24 protein-coding genes, 18 tRNA genes, 1 rRNA gene and 1 riboswitch are annotated in these 25,970 nt (G+C 39.9%); of the genes, 33 read left to right on the forward strand and 10 right to left on the reverse strand.

The window, feature by feature from the left end:
• The first annotated feature begins 81 nt into the window (after positions 1-81).
• From rrf to H0185_RS03280, 19 genes are all read left to right on the forward strand, one after another.
• Positions 82-197, forward strand: a 5S ribosomal RNA gene (gene rrf, locus H0185_RS03190).
• Positions 198-233: 36 nt separating this feature from the next.
• Positions 234-308, forward strand: a tRNA-Glu gene (locus H0185_RS03195).
• 41 nt (positions 309-349) lie between these two features.
• A tRNA-Val gene (locus tag H0185_RS03200) sits at positions 350-425 on the forward strand.
• 38 nt (positions 426-463) lie between these two features.
• Positions 464-539: transfer RNA gene (locus H0185_RS03205), tRNA-Thr, on the forward strand.
• A 29-nt stretch (positions 540-568) separates the two neighbouring features.
• Positions 569-641 (forward strand) — tRNA-Lys (locus H0185_RS03210).
• Positions 642-681: 40 nt separating this feature from the next.
• Positions 682-763 (forward strand) — tRNA-Leu (locus H0185_RS03215).
• 33 nt (positions 764-796) lie between these two features.
• A tRNA-Gly gene (locus tag H0185_RS03220) sits at positions 797-871 on the forward strand.
• Positions 872-890: 19 nt separating this feature from the next.
• A tRNA-Arg gene (locus tag H0185_RS03225) sits at positions 891-967 on the forward strand.
• A 14-nt stretch (positions 968-981) separates the two neighbouring features.
• Positions 982-1,057 (forward strand) — tRNA-Ala (locus H0185_RS03230).
• A 19-nt stretch (positions 1,058-1,076) separates the two neighbouring features.
• Positions 1,077-1,150: transfer RNA gene (locus H0185_RS03235), tRNA-Met, on the forward strand.
• Positions 1,151-1,158: 8 nt separating this feature from the next.
• Positions 1,159-1,251, forward strand: a tRNA-Ser gene (locus H0185_RS03240).
• 19 nt (positions 1,252-1,270) lie between these two features.
• A tRNA-Met gene (locus H0185_RS03245) sits at positions 1,271-1,347 on the forward strand.
• 20 nt (positions 1,348-1,367) lie between these two features.
• Positions 1,368-1,444: transfer RNA gene (locus H0185_RS03250), tRNA-Asp, on the forward strand.
• Between the two features lie 152 nt (positions 1,445-1,596).
• Positions 1,597-1,669: transfer RNA gene (locus H0185_RS03255), tRNA-Phe, on the forward strand.
• 15 nt (positions 1,670-1,684) lie between these two features.
• Positions 1,685-1,768 (forward strand) — tRNA-Tyr (locus H0185_RS03260).
• A 21-nt stretch (positions 1,769-1,789) separates the two neighbouring features.
• Positions 1,790-1,865 (forward strand) — tRNA-His (locus tag H0185_RS03265).
• 14 nt (positions 1,866-1,879) lie between these two features.
• Positions 1,880-1,954 (forward strand) — tRNA-Gln (locus H0185_RS03270).
• Positions 1,955-1,972: 18 nt separating this feature from the next.
• A tRNA-Gly gene (locus H0185_RS03275) sits at positions 1,973-2,046 on the forward strand.
• A 7-nt stretch (positions 2,047-2,053) separates the two neighbouring features.
• Positions 2,054-2,127: transfer RNA gene (locus tag H0185_RS03280), tRNA-Ile, on the forward strand.
• A 106-nt stretch (positions 2,128-2,233) separates the two neighbouring features.
• Here H0185_RS03280 and H0185_RS03285 read toward each other — a convergent pair.
• Positions 2,234-2,785, reverse strand: coding sequence for a CBO0543 family protein (locus tag H0185_RS03285; RefSeq protein ID WP_221871165.1), 552 nt, complete (start codon positions 2,783-2,785; stop codon positions 2,234-2,236).
• A 146-nt stretch (positions 2,786-2,931) separates the two neighbouring features.
• Positions 2,932-3,129: riboswitch (cobalamin riboswitch) on the forward strand.
• 168 nt (positions 3,130-3,297) lie between these two features.
• Here H0185_RS03285 and H0185_RS03290 point away from each other — a divergent pair.
• The 5 genes from H0185_RS03290 to H0185_RS03310 all read left to right on the forward strand — a co-directional run bounded on the left by H0185_RS03290 (position 3,298) and on the right by H0185_RS03310 (position 10,495).
• Positions 3,298-4,278, forward strand: a complete 981-nt coding sequence (locus H0185_RS03290) for an ABC transporter substrate-binding protein (protein WP_221871166.1) — start codon at positions 3,298-3,300, stop codon at positions 4,276-4,278.
• A gap of 37 nt (positions 4,279-4,315) precedes the next feature.
• A complete protein-coding gene (locus H0185_RS03295; protein WP_425515810.1) occupies positions 4,316-5,299 on the forward strand; it encodes a FecCD family ABC transporter permease in 984 nt (327 codons plus the stop codon).
• Positions 5,300-5,301: 2 nt separating this feature from the next.
• Entirely contained in the window at positions 5,302-6,762 is a 1,461-nt protein-coding gene (locus H0185_RS03300; RefSeq protein WP_221871170.1) for a heme ABC transporter ATP-binding protein, read from the forward strand.
• A 110-nt stretch (positions 6,763-6,872) separates the two neighbouring features.
• Positions 6,873-7,466, forward strand: coding sequence for a cob(I)yrinic acid a,c-diamide adenosyltransferase (locus tag H0185_RS03305; RefSeq protein ID WP_221871172.1), 594 nt, complete (start codon positions 6,873-6,875; stop codon positions 7,464-7,466).
• 296 nt (positions 7,467-7,762) lie between these two features.
• A complete protein-coding gene (locus H0185_RS03310; protein ID WP_221871173.1) occupies positions 7,763-10,495 on the forward strand; it encodes a PAS domain S-box protein in 2,733 nt (910 codons plus the stop codon).
• 129 nt (positions 10,496-10,624) lie between these two features.
• On the opposite strand, the gene H0185_RS03315 is transcribed toward H0185_RS03310, so the two are convergent.
• A complete protein-coding gene (locus H0185_RS03315; RefSeq protein WP_221871174.1) occupies positions 10,625-11,206 on the reverse strand; it encodes a hypothetical protein in 582 nt (193 codons plus the stop codon).
• A 112-nt stretch (positions 11,207-11,318) separates the two neighbouring features.
• On the opposite strand from H0185_RS03315, the gene H0185_RS03320 reads away from it, so the two are divergent.
• Complete coding sequence (locus tag H0185_RS03320; RefSeq protein WP_221871176.1) at positions 11,319-11,861, forward strand: HD domain-containing protein; 543 nt, start codon at positions 11,319-11,321, stop codon at positions 11,859-11,861.
• Between the two features lie 25 nt (positions 11,862-11,886).
• Positions 11,887-12,912, forward strand: coding sequence for an ADP-ribosylglycohydrolase family protein (locus H0185_RS03325; RefSeq protein WP_221871178.1), 1,026 nt, complete (start codon positions 11,887-11,889; stop codon positions 12,910-12,912).
• A gap of 74 nt (positions 12,913-12,986) precedes the next feature.
• On the opposite strand, the gene H0185_RS03330 is transcribed toward H0185_RS03325, so the two are convergent.
• The 6 genes from H0185_RS03330 to H0185_RS03355 all read right to left on the reverse strand — a co-directional run bounded on the left by H0185_RS03330 (position 12,987) and on the right by H0185_RS03355 (position 16,225).
• Positions 12,987-13,427: a hypothetical protein gene (locus H0185_RS03330; RefSeq protein WP_221871180.1), complete on the reverse strand. Its 441-nt coding sequence runs from the start codon at positions 13,425-13,427 to the stop codon at positions 12,987-12,989.
• 11 nt (positions 13,428-13,438) lie between these two features.
• Complete coding sequence (locus tag H0185_RS03335; protein ID WP_221871182.1) at positions 13,439-13,792, reverse strand: ASCH domain-containing protein; 354 nt, start codon at positions 13,790-13,792, stop codon at positions 13,439-13,441.
• A gap of 238 nt (positions 13,793-14,030) precedes the next feature.
• The gene (locus tag H0185_RS03340) at positions 14,031-14,879 is read right to left on the reverse strand and encodes a manganese catalase (protein WP_221871184.1); all 849 of its coding nucleotides are present in this window, start codon (positions 14,877-14,879) and stop codon (positions 14,031-14,033) included.
• Between the two features lie 156 nt (positions 14,880-15,035).
• Positions 15,036-15,332, reverse strand: coding sequence for a YetF domain-containing protein (locus tag H0185_RS03345; RefSeq protein WP_221871186.1), 297 nt, complete (start codon positions 15,330-15,332; stop codon positions 15,036-15,038).
• 249 nt (positions 15,333-15,581) lie between these two features.
• Positions 15,582-15,929, reverse strand: coding sequence for a spore coat protein (locus H0185_RS03350; RefSeq protein ID WP_221871188.1), 348 nt, complete (start codon positions 15,927-15,929; stop codon positions 15,582-15,584).
• Positions 15,930-15,946: 17 nt separating this feature from the next.
• Positions 15,947-16,225: a ferritin-like domain-containing protein gene (locus tag H0185_RS03355; RefSeq protein WP_221871870.1), complete on the reverse strand. Its 279-nt coding sequence runs from the start codon at positions 16,223-16,225 to the stop codon at positions 15,947-15,949.
• A 344-nt stretch (positions 16,226-16,569) separates the two neighbouring features.
• Between H0185_RS03355 and H0185_RS03360 the strand changes: the two genes are divergently transcribed.
• From H0185_RS03360 to H0185_RS03375, 4 genes are all read left to right on the forward strand, one after another.
• Entirely contained in the window at positions 16,570-16,854 is a 285-nt protein-coding gene (locus tag H0185_RS03360) for a YhdT family protein (RefSeq protein ID WP_221871190.1), read from the forward strand.
• Entirely contained in the window at positions 16,851-18,296 is a 1,446-nt protein-coding gene (panF, locus tag H0185_RS03365) for a sodium/pantothenate symporter (protein ID WP_221871192.1), read from the forward strand. Before H0185_RS03360 ends, panF begins: the two co-directional genes overlap by 4 nt.
• Before the next feature lie 91 nt (positions 18,297-18,387).
• On the forward strand, positions 18,388-18,765 hold the full coding sequence (locus H0185_RS03370; RefSeq protein ID WP_221871194.1) for a MazG-like family protein: 378 nt from the start codon (positions 18,388-18,390) through the stop codon (positions 18,763-18,765).
• Between the two features lie 78 nt (positions 18,766-18,843).
• The gene (locus tag H0185_RS03375) at positions 18,844-19,275 is read left to right on the forward strand and encodes a DMT family transporter (RefSeq protein ID WP_221871195.1); all 432 of its coding nucleotides are present in this window, start codon (positions 18,844-18,846) and stop codon (positions 19,273-19,275) included.
• Between the two features lie 43 nt (positions 19,276-19,318).
• Here H0185_RS03375 and H0185_RS03380 read toward each other — a convergent pair whose 3' ends face one another.
• Positions 19,319-19,495, reverse strand: a complete 177-nt coding sequence (locus tag H0185_RS03380; RefSeq protein ID WP_221871197.1) for an H-type small acid-soluble spore protein — start codon at positions 19,493-19,495, stop codon at positions 19,319-19,321.
• A gap of 53 nt (positions 19,496-19,548) precedes the next feature.
• The gene (locus H0185_RS03385; RefSeq protein ID WP_221871199.1) at positions 19,549-20,910 is read right to left on the reverse strand and encodes an FAD-dependent oxidoreductase; all 1,362 of its coding nucleotides are present in this window, start codon (positions 20,908-20,910) and stop codon (positions 19,549-19,551) included.
• A gap of 402 nt (positions 20,911-21,312) precedes the next feature.
• Here H0185_RS03385 and H0185_RS03390 point away from each other — a divergent pair, with 402 nt between their 5' ends.
• The 3 genes from H0185_RS03390 (at position 21,313) to H0185_RS03400 (ending at position 25,757) form a co-directional block, all read left to right on the forward strand.
• A complete protein-coding gene (locus H0185_RS03390; protein ID WP_221871201.1) occupies positions 21,313-23,019 on the forward strand; it encodes a PucR family transcriptional regulator in 1,707 nt (568 codons plus the stop codon).
• A gap of 269 nt (positions 23,020-23,288) precedes the next feature.
• Positions 23,289-24,479, forward strand: coding sequence for a M24 family metallopeptidase (locus H0185_RS03395; protein ID WP_221871203.1), 1,191 nt, complete (start codon positions 23,289-23,291; stop codon positions 24,477-24,479).
• 93 nt (positions 24,480-24,572) lie between these two features.
• Positions 24,573-25,757, forward strand: coding sequence for a cystathionine gamma-synthase family protein (locus H0185_RS03400; protein WP_221871872.1), 1,185 nt, complete (start codon positions 24,573-24,575; stop codon positions 25,755-25,757).
• Positions 25,758-25,970: the final 213 nt, after the last annotated feature.

Raw genomic sequence — 25,970 nt, forward strand, 5'->3', positions numbered from 1 at the left:
ACTTTACTTCTTACACATTATCTAGTTTTGAAGGAATAAAGATTTTTGCGTAAGCAAAATATCTCACCTTTAATTAAATAGTCTGGTGGCGATAGCGAGAAGGTCACACCCGTTCCCATGCCGAACACGGAAGTTAAGCTTCTCAGCGCCGATGGTAGTTGGGGGTTTCCCCCTGTGAGAGTAGGACGTTGCCAGGCTAGCCTGAAAAGGCCCATTGATATTTCATTAAATTAGGCCCCTTGGTCAAGCGGTTAAGACACCGCCCTTTCACGGCGGTAACACGGGTTCGAATCCCGTAGGGGTCACCAATGTTTTTTTCTGACTATAGAAAAAAATAATCTTTTTTTTGGGAGGATTAGCTCAGCTGGGAGAGCATCTGCCTTACAAGCAGAGGGTCGGCGGTTCGATCCCGTCATCCTCCACCATAATTTTTTAGCGATAGCGAAAAAAACCAACAAGACTTGCCGGCCTAGCTCAATTGGTAGAGCAACTGACTTGTAATCAGTAGGTTGGGGGTTCAAGTCCTCTGGCCGGCACCACTTTCAACAAATAGTATCTTAAACATTTAGAGCCATTAGCTCAGTTGGTAGAGCATCTGACTTTTAATCAGAGGGTCGAAGGTTCGAGTCCTTCATGGCTCATCAAGTTATTCTTTCAGTAGAGAAAATAACTTTCCATCATGCGGGTGTGGCGGAATTGGCAGACGCACTAGACTTAGGATCTAGCGCCGCAAGGCGTGGGGGTTCGACTCCCTTCACCCGCATCATATTTTCAACTCTTAATGAAAATACTATTTGCGGAAGTAGTTCAGTGGTAGAATACAACCTTGCCAAGGTTGGGGTCGCGGGTTCGAATCCCGTCTTCCGCTCCATTGTAAAATAGTAAAGAAAGCGCCCGTAGCTCAATTGGATAGAGCGTTTGACTACGGATCAAAAGGTTAGGGGTTCGACTCCTCTCGGGCGCGCCATATTCACTATATTTGGGGCCTTAGCTCAGCTGGGAGAGCGCCTGCTTTGCACGCAGGAGGTCAGCGGTTCGATCCCGCTAGGCTCCACCAATTATCAATAGCATATTATGGCGGTGTAGCTCAGCTGGCTAGAGCATTCGGTTCATACCCGAAAGGTCGTGGGTTCGACTCCCTCCGCCGCTATTACATTTGGAGGAATACCCAAGTCCGGCTGAAGGGATCGGTCTTGAAAACCGACAGGCGAGTCAAATCGCGCAGGGGTTCGAATCCCCTTTCCTCCTCCATTATCTTTAATATTATTTCCGCGGGGTGGAGCAGTTCGGTAGCTCGTCGGGCTCATAACCCGAAGGTCGCAGGTTCAAATCCTGCCCCCGCAACCAAATTTATCTCATTATAAAATGGTCCGGTAGTTCAGTTGGTTAGAATGCCTGCCTGTCACGCAGGAGGTCGCGGGTTCGAGTCCCGTCCGGACCGCCATTTTTAAACATGATGATATGGCTCAGTAGCTCAGTCGGTAGAGCAAGTTGCTACCATCATTGAATAGGCTTCTGCGGCAACTTGCGAGAAAAACCGTAAGGTTATTCGAGCAATGGACATGTACTAACAAGAAAGAGAAGCAATAATTATTAGGCTCAGTAGCTCAGTCGGTAGAGCAATGGACTGAAAATCCATGTGTCGGCGGTTCGATTCCGTCCTGAGCCACCTTTACCTTTTAATGGAGGGGTAGCGAAGTGGCTAAACGCGGCGGACTGTAAATCCGCTCCTTCGGGTTCGGCGGTTCGAATCCGTCCCCCTCCACCATCTAAAAACAAAAATATTATGGCGGTCGTGGCGAAGTGGTTAACGCATCGGATTGTGGCTCCGACACTCGTGGGTTCGATTCCCATCGATCGCCCCATACATAATAATGATTGGGCTATAGCCAAGCGGTAAGGCAACGGACTTTGACTCCGTCATTCGTAGGTTCGAATCCTGCTAGCCCAGCCATTTAAATAATAAAGTAATGCGGGTGTAGTTTACTGGTAAAACCTCAGCCTTCCAAGCTGATGTAGTGGGTTCGATTCCCATCACCCGCTCCATTATTATGGGCCTATAGCTCAGCTGGTTAGAGCGCACGCCTGATAAGCGTGAGGTCGGTGGTTCGAGTCCACTTAGGCCCATTAAGATAAATGATTTTGTATTCTTTTAGGTGATTGCTTTATTGCAATCACCTTATTTGTTTAAAGGACGAAGAAATGCTTCACCGACTATGTTCAACTTTTTACTCTAAACTTCCGAAAATGCCTTTCTTTTAGTAAGCCAATCAGCAAATAAGTAGATTACGGCATATATGGGCACTGAAAAACTATATTTCCAACCTGTTAATACATAAAAACCGAGCCAGACAAAAATCGGCTCACCAACATATGAGGTTAAAGCCCCAAAGAAAATGCCCTTTTTCCAAGGTGCTATATGGGGTTTAGTTTGGATAAGAAACATAATTGTCACAGGGAGCATACAAAAGTTGAATGGCATCCAAGCTGGGAAGGAAGGAGTCAATTTTCCACTATAAAACCAAAGCCCCATTGCTACTCCAATGTAATCCAAAATTAAAGAAATTAATATAACAAAAACTCCTGCATATAAAAGTCGATGTGTACTTTCTTTTTTATGATAAAAAATCCAAAATCCCCATGCCACAAGAGAAAATAGAAAAGCTAACCACCAATCCCAATGGAGGAAGGTATCTTCTAGCCAAAGCCGCCCATATTTTGTATGTAATTCATGAAAGTGATTAAATAGATTACCTACTTGATTCACCTTTTCTGTTTTATCCATTTTGGTCACCCAATCAATTTTTCATTAGTATGTTTGAACCATGTCCATATCATGTATTTTGTAGAGAATTCGACAGTTTTATAAAAAAATAGGAAATAATCTGCCCATTAATCTTTTTATAGGTGTATAATTCTTTTTAGTGGAAAATTTCATAAGGAAGAATAGGTGTCTTTAAAAAAGAGAGAATCTTTTTAAGACTTAATAGGGAAGTTGGTGAAAATCCAACGCGGTCCCGCCACTGTAATTGGGAGCTTACTGCATATACCACTGTACAAAAGAGTATGGGAAGGTGCAAATGAGCAATGACCATAAGCCAGGAGACCTGCCTGTTCTTAACACCACAACAACCTACGTGGATAGGAGGTGTTTGACAGGACTACATACTTGCGTAAGTACCTATACAAACATCTCCATGGTTTTTGGAGATGTTTTTTTATTGCAAAGGGGGACAATAGACTTTCTTAACGTAAGAAAAAAGTATTCGTAGAATAAAAAAATGGAGGAAATGACAGATGAAAAAGCTATACGCATTATTACTATTACTAATTGTTACTTTAGGGGTTCTTTCGGGCTGTGGAGGTAATGCTGAGGATCAAACCAACGAAACACCAGTAGCTGAGGAGAAAGAGGAAGCAGTACAAAAAGAATCTGTCTTTCCTGTTGCAATTACCGATGCTCTCAAGAATGAAGTGGTTATTGAGAAGAAGCCAGAAAGAATTGTTTCGCTGATTCCAAGCAATACAGAGATTGCCTATGAATTAGGTCTTGATGAGGAAATTGTTGGTGTGAATGATAATGATAATTATCCTGAAGCAGTGTTTGAAATAGAAAAGGTTGGCGGTCTTGAGATTAATATAGAAAAGATTATTTCGCTAGAACCTAACCTTGTTTTAGCTCATGAATCTACTGCTAGTAGTACGGAGGCTGGGTTGCAACAGTTAAGAGATTCCGGAATCGCTGTCCTTATTGTGAATGATGCGCAAAACATTGATGAAGTTTATGAAACGATTGTCATGATAGGAGAAGCAACAGGGGAGAAGGCAAACGCTGAAACGATTGTCGCCGATATGAAAGCGAAAATTGATGATATTGCAACAAGGGCAAAAGAGATAGAAGTAGGAGAACAAAAAACAGTCTTTGTTGAAGTATCTCCAGCTCCAGAAATTTATTCTGTAGGGGTTAATACCTTTATGAATGAAATGCTTCAAATGATAAACGCTAAGAACGTCACAACCGATGAGGGTTGGGTTAAAATCGATCCCGAAGCGGTAATTGAACGAAATCCGGATGTAATTATCACCACTCACGGATATTATACAGGAGACCCCATTTCAGAGGTAGTCAATCGAGATGGTTGGCAGGATATTACTGCCGTTAAAAACGAGCGAATTGTAGATGTCCATTCAGACATCGTGACCCGTACAGGTCCACGGATTGCTCAAGGAGTAGAGGAACTTGCAAAAGCGGTTTACCCAGAAATTTTTGACAAATAAATCTACAGCTTATATTCTGGCAGCCGTTTTTCTTGTCATGGCCATGCTAATGGGGATTTCGATAGGGACAGTTTCTGTCCCTATCTTCGATATCTTCAGGATCATTAGTGCTAATATTTTTCACCTACAACTAGATGAAAGTATTAATCCCATGCATAGTAATATTGTCATGAACATTCGGCTGCCACGGGTTATTTTAGCAGGTTTAGTTGGAGCATCGCTTGCGATTGCGGGCGCCTCCTTTCAAGGATTATTAAGGAATCCATTAGCAGACCCTTATACATTAGGTGTTTCCTCTGGTGCATCCGTAGGTGCTGTCATTACCCTTTTCTTTGGAGTATCGCTTCCATTTGCTGGCTTGTTTACGTTGCCATTATTAAGTATTATATTTGCTTTTCTAACCATCATAATTGTATTGATTTTTGCACGAAGAATTGACCGTGGGATGAAGGTAGAGACCATTATTTTAACAGGTATTATCTTTAGTTCGTTTCTAGGTGCGTTGATTTCCCTGATGATTGCTCTGACGGGTGATGAGTTAAGACAGATTATTGGTTGGCTATTGGGAAGCGTTTCAATGCGAGGGTGGGACTATATTCAAATTATTCTTCCATTTTTTTTAGTAGGTTCATTGCTGTTACTTATCAATGGGCGAGAACTGAATGCAATGTCCTTTGGTGAAGAAAAAGCTCAGCATATTGGCGTGAATGTACAAAGGAGAAAAATGCTAGTGCTCATTGCGGGTTCCATTTTATCTGGAGCAGCAGTGGCGGTTTCTGGGACCATTGGGTTTGTTGGTTTGGTCATTCCCCATTTAACTAGATTATTGTGGGGGCCGGATCACCGGCATTTATTGCCTCTATCGCTCCTGACCGGGAGTGGGTTTCTCATCCTTGCTGATTTATTGGCTAGAACCATTATCGCACCAACAGAACTTCCAATTGGAGTCATTACCTCGATAATCGGGGCTCCGGTCTTTGCCATCATTTTAATGAATAGACGGAATGAAAGAAGAGGATAAAGATGCTCAGCATACAACATCTAACAGGCGGCTATGCAGGGGAAACCATCCTAAAGGATATTTCTTTTGATGTACATACTGGAGAATTGTTTGGAATTTTGGGACCGAATGGAAGTGGGAAGACGACCTTGTTAAAAATGTTAAGTGGTGTGATCCCATTTTCTGACGGAACCGTTATGATAAAGAATAAATCTCTAAAAAGTTACACAGCAAAAGAATTGGCGAAGACTATTGCTGTGCTTCCTCAGCATTCTAGTCAAGCCTTTTCTTATACAGTTAAAGAGACCGTTTCACTTGGGAGATATGCTCATCAACAAGGGTGGTTTCAGAGTTGGTCTACACATGACGAAACCGTGGTACAACAAGCAATGGAGCAGACAGGAGTTGCTGAGTTTGAAAACCAAGATATTCAACAACTTTCGGGCGGAGAACGCCAACGTGTTCTTTTGGCACAGGCTCTTGCTCAAGAACCTGAAATCTTGTTGCTCGATGAGCCTACAAATCACCTTGATTTATCCTATCAGAAAGAGTTGCTAGACTCTTTAAAAGGTTGGTCAAAAGAAAGAGACTTAACGGTCATTTCCATTTTCCATGATTTAAACTTAGCTGGCCTTTATTGTGATCGACTACTCTTGTTGGAGGATGGTCGTATAAATTTGAATGCTTCTCCGAATAAGGTCTTGCGCGAGGAAAGAATTAAGGAAGTTTATCGAACCAATATACAGAAACAGCCTCATCCAAGTGTCCCTGCACCACAATTGGTTTTATTACCAGAAATCGAATCTACTCAGGATAAGCTTGTTTTCATTAATGATTCGATGCTAGAGGTGGAAGAAGATTACCTTGCTTTACGATCACCGATCCCTCTTCGAACGATGTCTTCTGGTGTAGTTGGTTCCGGTATTGGCTGGCATCAGGTATTTGTTAATAGGCATATCAATAAACAAGTTCAATATCATCATCCTCAAAACGACATGTTCTCATTTATGAAAGAGAATGGCTTTGAACCGGATGAAACCGTTGGAATGATGACTTCAGTCTTAATTGAGAACGCTAGTATTCAGTTCATAAAGGAACGAGATTTCTCTGTACTAATTGTAGTGACAGCGGGAATTGAGAATGCGACAGATGTATCAAGAGGAAGTGAGCACCCATTTCAGTTATCAGCTGGCACCATTAATATTTGGGTGTTTGTTAACGCTCATCTAACAGAGGGTGCATTTATTCAAAGTATGATGACTGTTACCGAAGCGAAAACGAAGGCCATGTATGATCTTGAAGTTAAAGATAAAAAAACAGGGACTATTGCAACCGGAACCCCAACCGATAGTATTTCAATAGCCGCAACACAAAATGGACAAAAACTCGATTGTGCGGGAACTACGACACCATTAGGAAATTTAGTTGGAAAAGGTGTTTATGAATGCACGGTTCAGGCAATTAAAAATAACCGAACTAGCTAAGCTTATTCAAGAAAAGTGTGATTCCATGATTTCAGTAAAAAGTTCAAAATATAGGAATTCTAGCTACATTTTGGCAAAAGTGCTAATCTTAATTAAAGGGGGATTTAAGAATGAAATTATATACACGAACTGGAGATAAAGGCAAAACGAGCTTAATTGGGGGCAGAGTGGATAAAGATGATATTCGCGTAGAAGCCTACGGAACGGTTGATGAAGCGAATAGTTTTGTTGGTCAGGCAGTAACACAGTTGGATCAAGCAATCTTCCAGGATATACTTTCAGATCTCGAAAAAATTCAGCATGAGCTTTTTGATTGTGGCGGTGATCTAGCGAATGTAACAAAGCAACGGGAATTAAAATTATCAGCGGATTCAATTACGTACTTGGAAAGTCGTATTGATGAGTTAATTGTAGAAGCTCCTGAACTTGAGCGTTTTATCCTGCCAGGAGGAGCGCCAGCAGCAGCTTCCATTCATATTGCTAGAACAGTGACTAGAAGAGCAGAAAGATTAGTTGTTTCGTTAATGAAAGCTGACCCTAATGTCCCAGAATTACCGCTTCAGTTTTTAAATCGTTTATCAGACTATTTTTTTGCGGTTGCCAGAGTCATAAACTTTAGATTGAATCAGAAGGATGTAGAATATCTCCGTAGTGCAAAGGTCTTTCGTGATGGAAAGAGAAAGTCAGATAAAGAAGTGAACTAAATACTCATTAGAAGAACATAGTAGTATAAATTCATGTACAGGTAAATCAATTGTAGCTAGGCTTTAGAGTCTAGCTTTTTTATATCTTTTTAAATAATATTAAATTGGATGTAGGGGAGCCCACATTTAAAGTATTCCTCTTTTATAAAAGAAAATTTTACCAATCAAACCATACTAGATTAACAATTTCATATACGAAGAAAATGGTATAATATTTTAGAGCATTTAATTCTTCTATTTATTTTGAATTTATTCTAATAAACTATTAAATAGGAATCTTCTAGGAGAGAAATACTATGGGAACTTTTAATGAAACAATTAACGATTGTGTACATTCCGATATCGTATCAATAGATGAAATGAGATCAATTTTTGAGTTGCAGTCCTTATTTATAAATAAAATTACGGCAGGGGAGTCATTAACTAACATTCTAGAAAGCTTATCAACATCACTTGAAGAATATTTTAATAGGAAAATGTACTGTTCAATTCTCTTCCTTACGAAAGAAAATACCCTTACCGTAGGAGCAGCCCCTAATGTTCCTAAGGAATTTCTTGAGGCGATACATCCGATAAAAGTTGGCCCTAATGCTGGAACATGTGGGGCAGCAGTTTTTCGTAATGAACATGTCATTACTCCAGAAATAGCAGGAGACTCTTTGTGGGGAGATCTTGCTGAGATTGCTTCCAGGTATGGTTTTCAAGCGTGTTGGTCGTTTCCAATAAAGAGCAGGGATGAAATTCTTGGTAGTTTCGCTTTCTACCATACAAAAAAATGTAAGCCAACTTCTTTTGAACTTGAACTTTTGAAAACCTTTGCGAACCTGGCAGGGTTTGCGATTGAAAGAGATATACGGATAAAACTTGAAAAACAGCTTATAGAAAGTGAACAGCGATTTAAATCGCTGTTTGACCATTTTCCACAACCGATCCAGATCCTTTCGTTAGATGGCAACTTTTATGGGTTCAACAACAAAAATGAATTAGTGTTTGGCTATAAGCAGGAGGAATTATTAGGGTTGAATTTTCTTCCATTTATTATTTCTGATAATAAGGAAGAGGTAGAATCTCATTTTAAGAAGGCAAAAGAACAGGGAATCGCTCAACATATTGAATGCCAAGTTCACCATAAGAATGGGAATGAGCTTACTGTTAATCTGACGTTCTTGCCGATGGATGTAAAAGGCAAGGTGGAGGGAATTTACGTTATCTCACGGGATATCACCTATGAAAAACAGCTTGAAGAGGAGCTTCGTGTTAGCCATAAGGAAATCGACCATATTTTAAATAATCATCAAGGTATGATTTTTAAATTTATACAAAATAACGGAAGGTTCATTCATTCCTATGGAGCAGGCCAACTATTTGAGCGCTTGGGAATGCCTTTACATGATTTTGTGGGAAAATCTTTATATGATATCCTCCCCGCCGAGGAAGCAGATCGAAAGGTTTTTTATTACCAACAAGCATGGGAAGGGAAACAAAGCAGCTACGAGGCAAACGTGAATGGCATCGATTATGTGGCAACACTTCAGCCCATTTACGAAGATGGTCAGGTTGTAGAAGTAATTGTTTCGTGTAGTGATATAACGGAACTAAAAAAAACTCATGATGACTTAAGGAAAACGAAAGACTTGCTTGAATCTTTTGTGCATAATACGGTTGATGCGATTGCGACGATGGATGATGAAGGAACCATTACTTTTGTCAACAAGGCGTATGTAGACATGTTTGGAAGTCCGGCAGAAGAGTTAATAGGAAAGGGAGTTCAGAGCATCCCCGAAGGCTATGAAGAGGAGTTTTGGGGACTGGTCGATATGGTTTATTCAGGTGTTGAAGTAAAAGGCTTTGAAACGTATCGTAAGAAAGTGGATGAGAGCTTAATTCCAGTCAGTGTCACTCATGCCCCACTTAAAGACAGAAATGGTGTGATTAACGGGTTCTCGGCAATTATCCGTGACATTACTAAACAAAAACAGATAGAACAAGAGCTTGAAGAGAACAAACAACGGTACCAATCATTGTTTTATTTTAATCCAGATTTAGTATACAGTCTTGACTTGAATGGGATTGTGACGAACATAAACCCATCTGTACAAAGATTAATCGGATACACGCCAGAGCAAATGATTGGTGAGAGTTATATAGAGTTTATACAGGATCAACATTTGTGCCATACAATGAAAAGTTTCCAAAAATCGATACAAGGGATTCCGCAAACCTATGAAACAGCATTGATTCATAAAAATAACCGTGGTGGAATCTTTCATGTAACCAACATCCCCATTATCGTAAACGGAGAAATTGTTGGGGTGTACGGAATTGCTAAAGATGTTTCAGAGCTAAAAAGGGCAGAGGAATTCTTGCGAAAGTCTGATCGAATTGCCGCAATTGGTCAACTTGCAGCTGGAATTGCTCATGAAATTAGAAATCCACTTACTTCTGTTAAGGGCTTTTTACAGTTTATGCAAGAGCAAAGTACCGACCAAGATTATTTTGAAATTATGCGTCGTGAAATAGAACGGATTGAATTAATTACGAATGAATTTCTTATCCTTGCCAAGCCGCAAGCAAAGAGTTATAGTCAAAAATCAATCGAAGAGATTCTTAGTGGATTTATTCCTCTCGTAGAGACTCAGGCAAAACTGAGTAATATTGATATTATAATGGAAATCGAGCAAGGTCTTCCGGATATTTATTGTGATGCTAATCAGATTAAGCAGGTCTTCTTGAATGTAATTAAAAATTCAATGGAATCCATGCCATCCGGAGGAACAATCACCTTTACTGTTCAGAGAAAAGAAGGCCATGTTCAAATTATCATTGAGGACCAAGGATGTGGAATTCCCCCAGAGCGCCTAAAAAGAATTGGTGAACCATTTTATAGTACAAAGGAAAAGGGGACTGGCCTGGGTCTGATGATTATTTTTAATCTAATTAAAGAGCATAAAGGTAGTATTGAGATAAAAAGCCAAGTGGCACAGGGAACACAGGTTGAAATTTGTCTCCCGTTTTATGAGGCCGTCTAAGAAAAAGATAGAGCTCCATCCTAGGTAACGCATAGCCTAGGATTTTTATCGCCTTAATATATACGGTAATTTTATTATGTAAACTAATTTTAATGAAAAATAAAAAGGGGAAGTGAAGTTCCCCTCTTGTTATCTTGAATTTTTTCCTCCTAAGCTTACTGTTACACTAACTTCCCCTTGCTCGTTTTTATTAAGGAGGACCACAAAATTACCAGGTTCATCTCCCCTAAAACTTTGTTTCGGAACTTGTTCCTTTAGTGACGCACTATAGTATTGAATAACCTCTTGGTCTGTATCCGCATTAGTTCGTCTAATTTCTACAGCGTCCATAGGAATCCGATCTCTTATGTAAGCATCCATTTCTTCTTCACTCATGGACTCGCCAGGTTTATAAGCAAATTGATACTGGACGTTCACTGCGCGATGAGACTCAAAAGTAACAATCATAAACTCTCCCTGGTATCTGGCAATCTCAAAATCGCCATCGTTTCTACCATAAGCTTGTTCAAATTGCTTTCGCACTGCTCCAATTCCAACTTCCTTTGAATGAAGCGGAGTAGCTTCTGGTTGATTTTGTGTTTTTGCCCGAATTTCCTCTCTTGAAGGATTATTTAAGTCTTCAAGTACAACAATTTCCTCATCATCTGCATTACAACCCGTTAAAATACTGAAAAGGATGAACGAAATGGCCACGGATAACATTCTTTTCATGTACCAATCTTCCTTTCTAACTATTGTATTTTCTATCATTCCCCAAGCGAACAATAAGTATGAAAAGGTGATAAAATAAAGCAAGTAGCTTTTTCAAAGGGGGAAAAATCAAATGGATTTAATTGAAAAGGCAGTTCAAGTAGCGACGTTAGGGCACGATGGTCAATATCGAAAGAACTCGAACATTCCTTACATCTCCCATCCTGTCGCAGTCGGTATGATTTTAATGAAAGCCGGTTATCCTGATGAGCTGGTTGCTGCAGGAATTCTACACGATACAATCGAAGATACATCGATTACATTAATGGAAATTAACCAATGGTTTGGTGGCAACATAGCTAAGATTGTCGAAGGCTGCTCAGAACCAGATAAATCGTTATCTTGGGAGGAAAGGAAGGAACATACCATCCACTTTCTTGAACATGCTTCTGAAGAGATTCGGATTGTTAGTTGTGCAGATAAACTACATAATATTCGGTCCATCCTTGACCGTTATGTTCTAGAGGGAGAAGAGGTATGGTCGATTTTTAAGCGGGGCAGAGAGCAACAAGAATGGTATTACCGAAGCGTTCTCAATAGTCTAAGCCATCAGTCAGATTTTCCTTTGCTGGAGGAACTAAGTGCGGATATTGAAAATCTTTTTGTGTTAAAGTAAATCCAATGGAAAGGCGAGGAACCTGATGAATACTTACTTTCGTGGCTGTTTAATTGGTGGTGCTATAGGCGATGCACTTGGGTGGCCAGTTGAGTTTATGCAACTAAAAGAAATTAAGAAGAATTTTGGTGACCAAGGAATAACGAATCTTATGGTTGCAAAGAACGGATATGCTGAAATTACTGATGATACGCAAATGACGATTTTTACAGTAGAAGGTTTGTTAAGGGCAGAAAATCGCAGAAGTAATCGAGGAAATGTTCATCTCCCATCAATGGTTCACCAAAGTTATTTACGATGGCTTGCTACACAAGGTGTCGATAGTCAGGTGAATAAAGATGGGTGGGTTTACGGATTAGATTCGCTTCATACAAGACGAGCCCCTGGTAATACCTGTTTGAGTGCATTAGCAAGTGGGCTAATGGGTGAGATCAAGAAGCCGATAAACGGAAGCAAAGGCTGTGGTGGTGTGATGAGGACGGCTCCAGTTGGTTTATTCTTTAACAAGAAAGCTGCGTTTCAATATGGATGTGAGCTTGCAGCGATTACTCATGGACACCCAAGCGGTTATCTATCTTCCGGCGCACTAGGTTACCTGATTGCTGCGATCATTGAAACATCAAACCTTCCCCAAGCAGTTGAGGGGATGTTAGAGGAATTAAATGCATGGCAGCAACATGAAGAGTGCACGGCGGTAGTTACCAAGGCTGTTCAGTTGGCAAATGATACTATTCCTGACTCTAAAGCTATTGAAATTTTAGGCGAGGGATGGGTCGGAGAAGAAGCTTTAGCAATCAGTATCTACTGTGCGCTAAAACATCAAAATAATTTTCAGACTGCGTTAATCACCTCTGTGAATCATAATGGGGATAGCGATAGTACTGGAGCCATCACAGGAAACATTTTAGGAGCTTTGTTAGGAATGGAAGGCATCCCAGAGCAATGGGGGAAACAAGTGGAGTTATCAGCTGAACTCTTAGAGCTGGCAGATGATTTGTTTAAGCGTTATGATGAAAGCCAAGTATGGCAAGGAAAGTATCCAGGGCGGTAGTAATTAGACCATAGAAAAGGCGACTAGAGCAATTGTTAGCACTAGTCGCCTTGGTGACAGGCACCTTCCTGAATTTACCATAACACAGGTTTGACGACCATAAACCATAGCATTATTAATAAGAGCACTATGTAATTCCATAGGGTCCGTTTTAACTTGGCGGCTAATCTGATTTTGTCTTTGTTTTCTTCCTCAAATTTCTTTAGGATGGGAGAAAACGCACGTGCGAGGAAAAAAATCGATAAGAACATCACCGCAAGAGTCATAAGAATCCAGGGGGTTCTCCATGTCCAAGGACCAATGATAATTAATAGGACCCCAGACACTACAAGGATATGCCCCATATGTTTTGTAAGCCGAACAACGAACCGGAAAATACTCAAATAGGCAGATAAAGCCTCTCCCGTTGCTTTTTGTAACTGGTTGCTAATCGGTAATAGAATGAAGAAAGGTCCGATTGAACCAATTGCACTAAGAACGTGAATAAAAATGAAGATGCGGTAGGAACTATCCATTTTTATTCATATTACTCTTCAACAGAGCTAAATTCATGGACCCATACACGCATTTGAGGTAGCCAGGGCATACCAGGGTGGTAAGATAGAATAGAGTCGCGGTATTCCTCCACCGTATTGAATCCCTCTTGTCGAGCATGTTCATCTGTCAATTCACCTAAGGACTGGGAATAGACGCGCTCAACAACAAATTTCTTCCCTTCTAAGGTCATTATCTCGCCTACGTCAGCGTATCGACCATTCCGACGTGTCGCTGTTTTTTTACCCTCAAGAACTTTTTGCACATCACTCGGCATTGTCACAAGTCGTTCAATTGAACATGTTTTTGGGGGAAGCTGGTTATTTTGATCTTCTTGGTTTGTCATAAGTTAAACTAAACTCCTTTCATGGTAAATACCATTCTAATGTACCACATTATCACGATATAGTTTGCACATTTTTTTGTTTTATTAGCTGAACGTGAATGTTTCTAGCTAATAGCCTTACCCTAAGTATAAAAATGAAAGAAGTTTGCAACTTTGCGCAAACTTCTTTCATTAAGGCTCTGGTTTAAATAAAATATGTTGCTATCGCTTTAATTTTCATGGCTTAATTCCGTAGGTTTTACTGTGCTGGAGGAGGTGGTGGAGGCATGTCTCCTGGTAATGTTCCATGTACATACAATGGAGCAGGATCGAGAACTGGAATTTGTCCCATTGCTTCAGGATTCGCAATATATTCAAACTCGCCTTTGCCATCAAAGGAAGGTCCAGATGCCCATCGCCCTTCCTTACTTTCGGTACCCTTAGAGAAATCATAGAATGTATGTGAGACTTCTTGTTTTTCATATTCCTGATTAAAAGTACTTGGTACGACAATACCTTCACGTTCTTCTAGTTCATGAATGGCCGCTATCCATTGGTTTTGATGCATTGTATCTCGAGCGATTAAAAAGGATAGCATATCACGAACCCCTGGGTCATCTGTCATTTCATAAAGGCGGACGGCTTGCAGTCTTCCTTGAGATTCCGCATTGAGGTTTGCTCTAAAATCAGCAAGTAAATTTCCGCTCGCAATCGTATAACGAGCCGTCCACGGATACCCGACACTATCATCTGGCTTTGCTCCTAGACCACCAACGATTGCATGCTGTGGGTTCATCCCACCCATAACCGCACCAATAATCGGGTCTTTTGCTGCTTGTTCCTGCTCTTCAACCGGTGCATGGTCAAGAAGCTGAGCAATCATGGTAGCAAGCATTTCAACATGCGCGATTTCCTCTGTCCCAATATCAAGAAGCATATCACGATATTTTTGATCCGCACGGCAGTTCCAGCCTTGGAATAAATATTGCATCATGACAGAAATCTCACCAAACTGCCCGCCAAGAATTTCTTGTAGTTTTTTTGCGTAAACCGGATCTGGACGTTCTGGTTTTGCATTGTATTGTAGTTCCTTAATGTGATAGAACATGAAATCCCTCCTTGTTAAAAATGCCTTCGAAATTATTATTTCGTTAACTGAAGGGGAATATGTAAAAAAAAACCTTCGGAAAAAAGAAGAGAGGGGTGTTCCTACTCTAATTTTCCAAAGGGGACCTAATTCCTATAAAATAGTAATCTGAATTATTTAATGCAGGTAATCATGATGTTGGTTAATGTATAATGAGCCATCCTGCTGAACCTCCGCATACAACACGTCTGAAACCGATTGTACTCCTAATCGTAGCAATTGTTGATGAAGCCATGTGTGGTCCAGTTTTAATTTTTCAAGGTTATTGGAATTAATCACACCATTTGATATAACCTCGGTACGGACGGGGTAGTGGATGCTATCAAAATGACTCATATCCACCAAATGATTTTCTTCAGTCTTTTGTTGTAGCAGAGACTTTACCGCTTGAAGGAGTACTTGTTGAAGCCCCATTCCTAAATACCACCTTTAGTTTCATCTTGTAAAAATGCGTAATTATTTCCTTTGTCTACTGTATTATAAGAAGAATTTATAAAAATGCAAGTGAAATTTTATAATGGAATGTTTTTCTTGTCTTTTCTCAGTTTTTATAACCATTGAGATTTACTATTTTTACACTAACAGGCTTTTCTTCAGATATGATTTCATACAAAAAAAGGCTAAGGAGTTGATCTTTAGCCTTTGGTCATGAATGTTCATTTATTATTGATAGGGGAATTGAGCGGAATAGTTGCTAAACTGCTGATAGGCTTGGTCAATTTTTTGCTGTTCTTCTGCCTCAAGCTTATAAACCCCATTTTTAAACATTAAATTAAAAAGGACACGACAACTATCATGGGTCTCCTGGAGAATTTGCGCCATATCGTTATATAACTGTTCGTGACTCGCTTCACGAACGGCAATGTTCAAGCTATCGGTTAAATACTTGCAGGTACTTAATCCGTCATTAATAAAATCACGGTCATTCATTTCCGGACCTTTGACCTGTGGCAAATCAAGACCCTTCGGATTTTTAATTGTATTCGTGCTTTGCGATTGTTGGTTTTGCATAACTTTCACCTCGTTTTTTAATGCTGTTGATTTTGGTTTGGACTAGGAACATTCGCCATTGCCGCATTATTGTTTACTTGGAGATGTGATAGTAACCTCTGATAATGGTTTTGATGCATTCTCCCCGCATTATCAAGGGCTTGTTTCATTTCTGGATCATTAACCTGTTGAGCCAAATGGTGAAACTTTTTTAGTGCAAGTAGTTCCCAAGACAAAGCATCCTTTAAATACAGCATGTCCTTTGTCGTAATAACTTGAGGCGGTGTCGGCATAGGTGATTGTTGTGTGTTATTCATCATTCTGCTCCTATCTTTTAAGTTTATCATCGGTTAGAATGAGCAAAATAGGGATTATTTATTCTAAATCCTGTTATTAAGAACTGTTTTATAAAAATGTTAGCAACATCCTTGTTGTAAAAAAGTGATGCACCAAACTTTTGGACGACATTACTATGGTGTGTGCAATTTTTTCTTTAAAAAAAGTATAAGCCCAAATTAAAACACAATATAATTGGAAGGTTTGAAAAAAATATTACTATAATATGCAGGTTTATATTAAAATACAAGGGTGAACTGCTAGATTTGTTATAAGTGAGAACAAATTTTGCAGACAGAGCAAATAGCTGAAAGGAGACAAAGTTATGAAACACGGAATCGACGAGCATGATTCACGCTTTAAAATAGCCCGTAGAGAAGCTTGGATTGGAATTATTCTTGTCATTATTAATTTTGTTTGGTGGTATGGATTTGCCTATGGGTTGGGTTCCGAATCAGTTGAAGAATATGGCTATGTTTTTGGGCTGCCAGCTTGGTTTTTCTATAGCTGTGTTGGAGGGTTTGTTTTAATGGTGGTCCTAGTGACCTTGGCCGTCAAATACCTCTTTAAAGAGGTCCCATTTGATGATGAACAGGAGGAGACGAGTTGAACTGGTCTGTCATTGTTCCATTACTTCTCTTTTTGGTCATTATATTTATCATTGGATTTTGGGCGAGTACATATTTAAAAACCTCTGATTCTTTTTTACAGGAATATTTTCTAGGTGGACGACAATTAGGTGGATTTATTTTAGCGATGACGATGACAGCCACTTATGGGAGTGCCAGTAGCTTTATAGGTGGACCAGGGGCAGCATATACTCAGGGATTAGGATGGGTTTTGCTTTCTATGGCACAGCTTGCAACGGGATACTTTGTCCTGATGATCCTTGGCAAAAAATTCGCCATCGTCACTCGAAAGTATAAAGCCGTCACATTGGTAGACTTTTTAAAAGAAAGGTATGAAAGCAAGTGGGTCGTACTATTATCGGCTGCTAGTATCATCATCTTCTTATTTTCGGCAATGGCGGCACAGTGGGTTGGTGGTGCTAGATTAATTGAGTCGATTACAGGTTTATCTTATACAAGTGCGTTGTTCCTCTTTGCCGCTTCCGTCATGATTTATGTCATTATTGGTGGCTTCCGAGCAGTCGCGCTTACAGATGCAGTTCAAGGATCGATAATGTTTATTGGAACTCTAATTTTGCTTATTGCTACGATCATTGCAGGTGGAGGGATTCCGAACATTATTTCTGATTTGACTGCTGAAAATCCAAACCTGATTAGCCCTTATGGTTTTGATGGAGGCTTAACTCCATTATATGTTTCATCCTTTTGGATTTTAGTAGGAGTAGGGGTTGTAGGGTTACCCCAGATTACTGTCAGAGCCATGTCATATAAAAATGCAAAATCCATGCATCGAGCGATTATTATTGGAACCGTTGTAATTGGCTTTATTATGCTGGGAATGCACTTAATTGGTGTATTTGCACGGTCAGTTCTTCCAGGGATAGAAGTAGCGGATACAGTGATGCCGCTGTTGACAATGGAGGTACTTCCATCGTGGCTTGCGGGACTAGTACTTGCTGCTCCAATGGCAGCAATTATGTCGACGGTAGACTCGCTTTTACTACTTGTCAGCTCTGCAGTTGTAAAGGATGTATATTTAAACTACATTAAGCCAGATGCAAGCAATCAAAGAGTGAAAAATTTGAGCTTTGGCGTTACAACGGTTCTAGGCGTTCTAGTGTTCCTTATTGCTCTAAGCCCGCCAGACTTAATCATTTGGCTCAACTTGTTCTCCTTCGGTGGTCTTGAAGCTGCTTTTATTTGGCCAGTTGTGATGGGACTTTATTGGCGTTCAGGTAACAAATATGGAGCAATAGCTTCAATGGTTGTAGGAGTAGGTTCTTATATGATTATTCACCTCTACTTTCCGAATCCTTTTGGCATTCATACCGTCGTCCTTCCAATTTTATTTTCGCTGGTAGCGTTTGTCCTTGGGAGCATGATTGGGAAACAGCGTCAAAAAGCTTCCGCTTATGTTGCATAAGGTAAATGACTAGTATACGTAATTCAAAAGGGATGTCCTAAAAAAGGATATCCCTTTTCCACAAAAATTGATTTTTTTGGAGGTTATGGGGATGAAAAAAGTACAAGCGTTTTCTAAGGAATTTCAAAGCGAAATGGGCTGGACGATAAGTGAAGATTCATTTGAAAAAAACAGGACGTCATTATTAAACAATTATATGTTGTTATCTACGGAGGTTGCGGAGGTAGCTGAAGAACTACGGAAAATGTTTAATCTGACTTATCGTTCAATTGAAGAGGGCTTAGATGAGGATACAGCCTTTGAAGAAGCGAAGGCTCAGGTGAAAGATGAAATTGGTAAAGAGCTTGCGGACTGTATCGCTTATTTAATGAAGTTTTACAATTACTTTGAACTGGATGCGGAAAACAGCTTCTATGACAAAATGGACGAAGTTAAGAATCGTAAAAATAAAGATGCGACTAATAAATAGTAGGGTTTTCTTTGCCATTGTTTAATATTTGCGTTTTTCAAAAACGATGGAGATTTATCAGATAGGGAGTTGTTGAAGGTGAAGTTGATATTTTCTCTTTTGGCGTTAACAGGTGGATTAGCAATGGGGATTCAAGCCATTGTAAATGGTGGATTAGGGAAAAGAGTTGGGGCTATTGAAGCTTCGTTTATATCGTTTTTAGTCGGAACGGCGGCATTGTTTTTTCTTGTTCTCTTTTTTGGGAAAGGAAATTTGCTAGCCATCTCTGAAGTTCCAAAGGGACAGTTAATTGGTGGATTATTAGGAGCTTTTTTTGTCCTTGTGCTTGTGTTAGCGACACCCAAAATTGGTGTGACCGCAACTCTTATATCCGTGATTGTTGGGCAATTGCTGATTGGATCCTTAATTGATCACTTTGGTTTGTTTGGGGGTGAGAGGTTCCCTTTAGATTTGAAGAAAAGCCTCGCACTCTTGCTGATGCTTGCCTCCATTTATATATTCCAAAAATAGCAAAGAGCCAGTCCCTTCATTCTAATGAGGCTGGCTCTTTTTCCTATTCTTCTAAGCCATCAATACTAACAAGTTGTTTCTCTTCATGACTTCCTCTTGCTGATATAACAGCCATGCTAGAGGTCTGATCAACACTCTCAATCCAGATAGGAACTCCATGGAAATGGACGGCAATTTCTTCATCCGAAGTGAGGATTTCCTTTACACGTTCTAGGTCCATATGCATTTCACCTCAGAGTTATATTCCCCGAAGTATTTGGTGATTATGTGAGGTTATTCCTCTTTTACTGAACTTTTTAACCATATAGCTTTTAATACTTTTGGCGAAAATAACGTCACTGGGTGTGCTTTTAGATGCAGCACAGAGATAAATTGCTCGTAGACCTGTTTGTCGTGTGCACAGGCTAATACCACTTTTTTAATAAAAGATTGTATCACGGAAAGCCCGAATAATTTTTTCCCCCTTGTATGTACGAAGCGGAAATCCTCTACTAATGCAATAAGCCAAGGTACCATTAATACTTTGCTAAACCCACGGTGCGCCATTTTCGAGATGTTGTTTAGACTTTGATTTTGTTGACATTGTACCAAAACGCTTTGCAGTGCGGATGCTTCTAGGGCTGAGAGACTCATTCCTTGAGCGAAAACAGGATCGATTCGGCAGAAAGCATCGCCAATGACGACAAGCCCATTAGGAAGTTGCCGATGTTTTTCGTAGTGGAACCTTCTTAATTTAGGAAATTGGTAAACACTCACATCCGAGGCAGGGATCCCATTTTTAATTGCCTCGTAAATGGGTAAATGGTCAAGACTCGCTGCGTGTTCTAGAAATGATTCAGCAGTTGTGACGGGTTTTTCCATGCCATAGCCGAATAACGTGACCATCCACTTATTATCTTCAATGCGATAGATCCCACCCCCAAATGTTTGCTTTGGTGGATTTGGGTAGACGAGTAGACCTTTCCACTTGTTTTCAATCGGTGAAAGAGATTGATAGATTCTACTAGCGTAGTGAAGGTCTACTTTGACCTCGGTCTTTTCTGGAGAGGGTAATCCCAGTTTACTTAGCCATTGTGGAGTTAAACTGGCTGCCCCGGAGGAATCGACAACCACCTCTGCTTCCAATTCTGTAACAATGCCTTCCAAATCTTGATAAACAACCCCACTGACCTTTGAATGATTCTCAGTAGTAAGGAGTTGTAAGACCTTGGCCCCATCTATGTATTGAATGTTTTGAATCATCTTAAGCCTGCGCTGAAGGTGGTATTCTAAAAAGGGTCTACTTTGCTGAACAGTTCGAATTCCAGAATAATGGCTAACTTTCCAGCTTCCATGATGATACCAGGAGATATCTTGAGAAAAATCGGAAGCTACAGATCCAGCTGCAAGTAGTTCCTCTATGAACCCCGGGAAAAGCTTTTCGAGAATTTCCTCCCCACTTTTTAACAAGGCATGTCCATGCGCCCCTTGTGGGACCCCTTTTCGTATAGTGGGATAATCTAAAGCAATATCTTTTTCAATCATGACCACTTCATGAAAGAAATCAGACAATACCTTTGCCGTAAGAATACCTGCGATGCTGCCTCCAATTACGATTGCTTTCTTACCAAGCTTAGTTGTTGTTCTTGTTGTCATTCATAATAAGCCTCACTTTTTTTAATATCTATTAGTATACCAAGTAAGAAAAATATGCACCATCTAAAAAGAGGGAAGGTGAATATTCCTTACTTAGGGTGAAATTCATATTATATGTCAATAAACAATACATATGTACTATAGTCAAAGGTTAAGAGAGGGGAATTACAATGAATTTCTCCAGAGAATAAGCTACACCAATAAATCGCCATGTTTTGGTACCAAGTAACCAAAATTGCATAAATACCACACTATTCCAGTTTAAAAATTTTTGCCATACTTGTTTCTTAAATTCAGAGATAGGACATTATCGTGGGTAAAAAAATAACCTTCATTTCTGTCTTGCTTAATATATTTTGGTCACATTTTGTACATGGGGATCTTAGATCAAGGGGGGATCGTATGAAATTGCAAATCGGTGATGTGTTAAACCTGGATATTATGAAAAATGCAAGATTGCGAACAGGTGAAGAGCACATTAATAACCGACATGTTCAGTGGATTTCCGTGATTGAGATGCCTGTGGAGAATTTTGTGCGCAAAAACGAACTCGTATTAACTACCGCAATCGGCTGTGGTCAAGATGTCCTTATACTAAAGAATTTCGTTCAAGATATCATTGCTTCGGAGGCTTCTGCATTAATTATCGCCTTAGGCAGGCATCTTTTTGATATCCCTATAGAGGTATTAGAGCTAGCAGAAAAAGAAAATTTTATTTTAATTGAAGTTCCTTGGGAAGTGCGTTTTGCAAATATTATTGAAGAGGTGATGGGGGAAATTAATCATCGTCAATTTAGAGAGAGAGAACGATCTGAAAAAGTTCAACAAGAGTTATTAAGATTCATTATCCAAGAGAGAGAACTAAGCTATATATTACAATATATTGAAAGAAAAGTTGGCCATCCTCTTGTTATTACGGACCGGGCCGGAAATATACAAGAAAAGCGTAACCATATAAGCAGACTGATAAAAAACTGGGAAGATTATGTGTTACAAGGAGTCATCCCAACTAAGCAAGTAAATTCATTTCTACCGCATGACCCCATGTTTAGGAAACTTCAATTTATTGAGGTTGGAGATATATCTGTTCTGCAGCTGCCGATTATTCAGGTTTCTGGGTATATCCAAGGATATCTGTTTTTATTAATACCGCCTTATGTAGCCATTGATACCTTTTTAACAAACTATATTGTCGCTGTATTAGAGCACGCCACAACGACAATATCCCTTTGGTATTCTCGTAAAAATGCCATCGAGGAAACGAAAATGCGCCTGCGTAGTGATTTTGTTTTAGAATTAGCAGAGGGGAACATCCTATCGTGGGATCAGGCAAATTCAAGGGCAAGGTTATTAGGATACAATTTAAAGTTGCCGTATTTTTGTATAGTTGGTTATCCAGAAAATTTACGTAAGATTTTTGATAAAAGCAAGAAACCGACGGGATCCTTTGAAGAGTGGCTAGAGAGTATGATTCGTTATATCGAAGAGGAAATAGTTTATGCCGCCCAATCGTTAAATCGAGAAATTATCATGACTTATCACGATGGGCATCTGATTCTGTTTATCGAAAAGACTCTAGGTCAAAATAATGAAAAACCAACACCTTTTCTGGACCTTATTGAACGGCGCTTAAGGAATTTACTTCCAGATGTTCTCCTTTCTTGGGGAATTGGGAATCATCATGAAAAGTTAACGGGATTTAAGCAGAGCTATGACAATGCCAACTTAGCCTTAAAGCTAGGAAGACAAAAAAATGGTCCAGGCAATCGGACATTCCATGAACAAACACGAATCGACCGAATTCTTTTAAGCCTTGGAAAAAATCTTGAAATGAAAGAAGTCATATTTGCAACAATTGAACCTCTTATTCAGTATGATAAGCAACGAAACATGGATTTAATTGGGACCTTAAGTATGTATAATCGCTGTCAAGGAAATGTTAGTCAAACAGCCAGACTATTAAATCTGCACAGGCAATCTCTGTTATACCGCTTAAGGAAAATTGAATCGCTAACAGGTTTATCTATTGTTGATCCGGATGATTTATTTCTATTAGATTTGTGCATTAAAAGCTGGAAGCTTAGCCATTTAGTTAACACGGATGTTTAAATAAGCAATGAGTATAAATTAGTTGATAGGGACGGTCCTTTGATGAGATTCGAAGGGCCGTTTTTATATTAAATAATATAGCATTTAACCATCAACAAGTATGTTCTAGTCGTCATCGTTAGCATTCCTTTCAGCTACTTTGACAAATGTGGCAATAAAAACTTCATACAAATTGACGAATGACCAAACTTCCACTGTTTCATTAGGATAAGAGCAAGGAGATAGTTCTATTAGCTAGACACTTGGAGAAGGGTAGGAGGAATGTTCCTATGGAGTTTGGAACAGCGGAGTATCAAATGAGGATTCGCAAAACAAAAGCGAAAATGACAGAAAAGGGAATAGAAGTATTGCTTATTACGGACCCGGCAAATATAAATTATTTATCAGGCTATGATGCGTGGTCATTCTATGTCCATCAAATGCTCGTCATTATTGATGATGAAGATCAACCATTATGGATTGGGAGAGAGCAGGATGCAAACGGTGCGAAGTTAACAACATGGCTTTTTCATGAAAATATATTTCCATATCCTGATGAGTATGTTCAATCCACAATAAAACATCCAATGGATTATGTGGCGGAGATTTTGGAACAGATAGGCCAAAACAAACGATCTATTGGAGTTGAAATGGAAAACTACTATTTTTCAGCTAAATGCTATGAACGATTGAAAATAGGATTGCCAAATGCCACCTTCAAGGATGCCTCTCTACTCGTAAACTGGGTTCGTTTGATTAAGTCTAATAAAGAGATAGAATTCATGAAACGGGCCGCTAAAATAGCAGAACTATCCATGTTGAAAGGAATTGAACGAATCGATGTAGGGATTAGAGAATGTGACGTCGCTGCAGAGATTTTCCACACACAAATTAAGGGCACAAAAGAATTTGGAGGAGATTACCCAGCGATTGTTCCGCTTTTGCCTTCAGGTGAGCGAACATCGACACCGCATCTAACTTGGACGGATGATCCCTACGAAACCGGAGATATTGTCACACTCGAGTTGGCAGGCTGTTATAAGCGCTATCATTCCCCGCTTGCCAGAACTGTGAGCATTGGAAAACCAGCGGAAAAGGTTCAAGCTTTATCAGATATTGTTGTGGAAGGATTGAATAATTGCCTAACTATGATCAAACCTGGCATTGCCTGTGAGGAAATTGAAGACACTTTTAGGAAAACAATCGCTAAAATCGGAGCAACAAAGGAATCCCGTCTTGGTTATGCTATGGGTCTAAATTATCCACCAGATTGGGGAGAACATACCGCTAGTATCCGCAAAGGAGATAAAACCATTTTACAGCCAAATATGACCTTTCATCTTATTCCGGGGATTTGGTTGGATCAATATGGCTTCGAAGCAAGTGAATCAATCGTCATTACTGAAAATGGCTGTGAAACATTGGCTTCACTACCTAGAGAATTATTTATTAAAGATGGATTTTTAAAGAGTATTAGTTAGTTTTAAAAGATATCGGGTTCATTGGGGAGGTATTAGCGGCCCAAAATATTTTACTCTGTTAAAAAAGTGAGGAGTGATCTTGTGAAAAAGAAGATGAAAGCAGGAACACAGGCTGTATGGGCAGGAGAAAAGGATTATTTAGTTCATGGCGCCACACAGGTGCCTGTCGTACTTAGCGTTGCCTATGGCTATGACGATATGGAGGAATGGTATGACGTTGCAACCGGAAAGAAGAAGGGACATATTTATGGACGAAATACGAATCCAACAGTTCAATCTTTTGAAGATAAAGTGAAAATCCTTGAAGGAGCACAGGCAGCGACCAGCTTTTCTACTGGGATGGCGGCAATCAGTAACACGCTTGCAACCTTCTTGGTCCCAGGAGACCGGATTGTTTCCATCAAGGATACGTACGGTGGAACGAATAAAATTTTTACCGAGTTTCTTCCGCGTCAACAGATAGAAGTAGTTCTATGTGATACCGGAGACCATGAACAAATAGAGAAAGAGGTGGCAAAGGGTTGTAAAATCCTTTACCTTGAATCACCTACAAACCCTACAGTCAAAATTACCGATATTGAAAGGATGGCGAAGGCAGGGAAACAGGCAGGGGCTTTAGTGATTGTCGACAATACTTTTGCCACGCCTTTGCTCCAAAATCCACTCTTTTTAGGCGCTGATTTGGTGATCCATAGTGCGACTAAGTTTTTAGGCGGTCATGCGGATGCTTTAGGTGGAGTAGTTTGTGGTTCTGAGGAACTGGTAGAGAAGATATACCATTACCGAGAAATCAACGGAGCTACTATGGATCCTATGGCAGCCTATCTTATGCTACGTGGGATGAAAACACTACATCTCCGAGTACGTCAACAGTGTGAAAATGCGATGGCGCTTTCAAAGTATTTGCAAACAGAGAGTTTAGTAGAAGGTGTTTATTATCCTGGGCTAGAGACGCATCCAAACCATGAGATTGCCAACAAACAAATGAAGGATTTTGGCGGTATGTTGAGCTTTGCCGTCAAAGGTGGTATCGACACAGTAAGGGTTTTACTTCCGAAACTAGAATTTGCAAATCGGGCTGCGAACCTCGGAGCTGTTGAAACAACGGTGGGTCCTGCACGGACGACAAGTCATATTGAATGCACTCCAGAAGAGCGTGCCGCAATGGGAATACCAGAGGGACTGATCCGCGTTTCGTGTGGGATTGAAGAACTTGAAGATATTATTGCTGATTTCCAGCAAGCATTTCTACATGTTAAGAATCTATTAAAAGTTTAATAGGAAAATTGACCAATTTATTCTGTGGGCCGTACTGATTTTTTTATTGGTTTTTCAATGGATGAATTGGAGCGGAAAGTGGGAAGGAAACCAGTAGGATGAAAGAGACTCTTCTCAAGAGTCAAGTGACGAGGGGGAAATCCCTAACTGCCCGCTGAAAAAAAGCGAAGTGGCTTGAGAAAAAAATTAACGACCATGTATGAAGCATACTTC

This window comes from Mesobacillus maritimus, assembly GCF_019749255.1.
GTDB classification, from domain to species: domain Bacteria; phylum Bacillota; class Bacilli; order Bacillales; family Cytobacillaceae; genus Mesobacillus_B; species Mesobacillus_B maritimus_A.

Bases quoted from the DNA above. Each gene is read 5' to 3' on its own strand.
- H0185_RS03305 (WP_221871172.1), top strand. From the start codon at position 6,873: ATGAAATTATATACACGAACTGGAGATAAAGGCAAAACGAGCTTAATT.
- H0185_RS03360 (WP_221871190.1), top strand. From the start codon at position 16,570: ATGAAACACGGAATCGACGAGCATGATTCACGCTTTAAAATAGCCCGT.
- H0185_RS03310 (WP_221871173.1), top strand. From the start codon at position 7,763: ATGGGAACTTTTAATGAAACAATTAACGATTGTGTACATTCCGATATC.
- H0185_RS03390 (WP_221871201.1), top strand. From the start codon at position 21,313: ATGAAATTGCAAATCGGTGATGTGTTAAACCTGGATATTATGAAAAAT.
- H0185_RS03355 (WP_221871870.1), bottom strand. From the start codon at position 16,225: ATGAATAACACACAACAATCACCTATGCCGACACCGCCTCAAGTTATT.
- H0185_RS03370 (WP_221871194.1), top strand. From the start codon at position 18,388: ATGAAAAAAGTACAAGCGTTTTCTAAGGAATTTCAAAGCGAAATGGGC.
- H0185_RS03285 (WP_221871165.1), bottom strand. From the start codon at position 2,785: ATGGATAAAACAGAAAAGGTGAATCAAGTAGGTAATCTATTTAATCAC.
- H0185_RS03320 (WP_221871176.1), top strand. From the start codon at position 11,319: ATGGATTTAATTGAAAAGGCAGTTCAAGTAGCGACGTTAGGGCACGAT.
- H0185_RS03300 (WP_221871170.1), top strand. From the start codon at position 5,302: ATGCTCAGCATACAACATCTAACAGGCGGCTATGCAGGGGAAACCATC.
- H0185_RS03290 (WP_221871166.1), top strand. From the start codon at position 3,298: ATGAAAAAGCTATACGCATTATTACTATTACTAATTGTTACTTTAGGG.
- H0185_RS03335 (WP_221871182.1), bottom strand. From the start codon at position 13,792: ATGACAAACCAAGAAGATCAAAATAACCAGCTTCCCCCAAAAACATGT.
- H0185_RS03395 (WP_221871203.1), top strand. From the start codon at position 23,289: ATGGAGTTTGGAACAGCGGAGTATCAAATGAGGATTCGCAAAACAAAA.
- H0185_RS03385 (WP_221871199.1), bottom strand. From the start codon at position 20,910: ATGACAACAAGAACAACAACTAAGCTTGGTAAGAAAGCAATCGTAATT.
- H0185_RS03350 (WP_221871188.1), bottom strand. From the start codon at position 15,929: ATGCAAAACCAACAATCGCAAAGCACGAATACAATTAAAAATCCGAAG.
- H0185_RS03345 (WP_221871186.1), bottom strand. From the start codon at position 15,332: ATGGGGCTTCAACAAGTACTCCTTCAAGCGGTAAAGTCTCTGCTACAA.
- H0185_RS03325 (WP_221871178.1), top strand. From the start codon at position 11,887: ATGAATACTTACTTTCGTGGCTGTTTAATTGGTGGTGCTATAGGCGAT.
- H0185_RS03380 (WP_221871197.1), bottom strand. From the start codon at position 19,495: ATGGACCTAGAACGTGTAAAGGAAATCCTCACTTCGGATGAAGAAATT.
- H0185_RS03340 (WP_221871184.1), bottom strand. From the start codon at position 14,879: ATGTTCTATCACATTAAGGAACTACAATACAATGCAAAACCAGAACGT.
- H0185_RS03330 (WP_221871180.1), bottom strand. From the start codon at position 13,427: ATGGATAGTTCCTACCGCATCTTCATTTTTATTCACGTTCTTAGTGCA.
- H0185_RS03295 (WP_425515810.1), top strand. From the start codon at position 4,316: ATGGCCATGCTAATGGGGATTTCGATAGGGACAGTTTCTGTCCCTATC.
- H0185_RS03400 (WP_221871872.1), top strand. From the start codon at position 24,573: ATGAAAGCAGGAACACAGGCTGTATGGGCAGGAGAAAAGGATTATTTA.
- H0185_RS03315 (WP_221871174.1), bottom strand. From the start codon at position 11,206: ATGAAAAGAATGTTATCCGTGGCCATTTCGTTCATCCTTTTCAGTATT.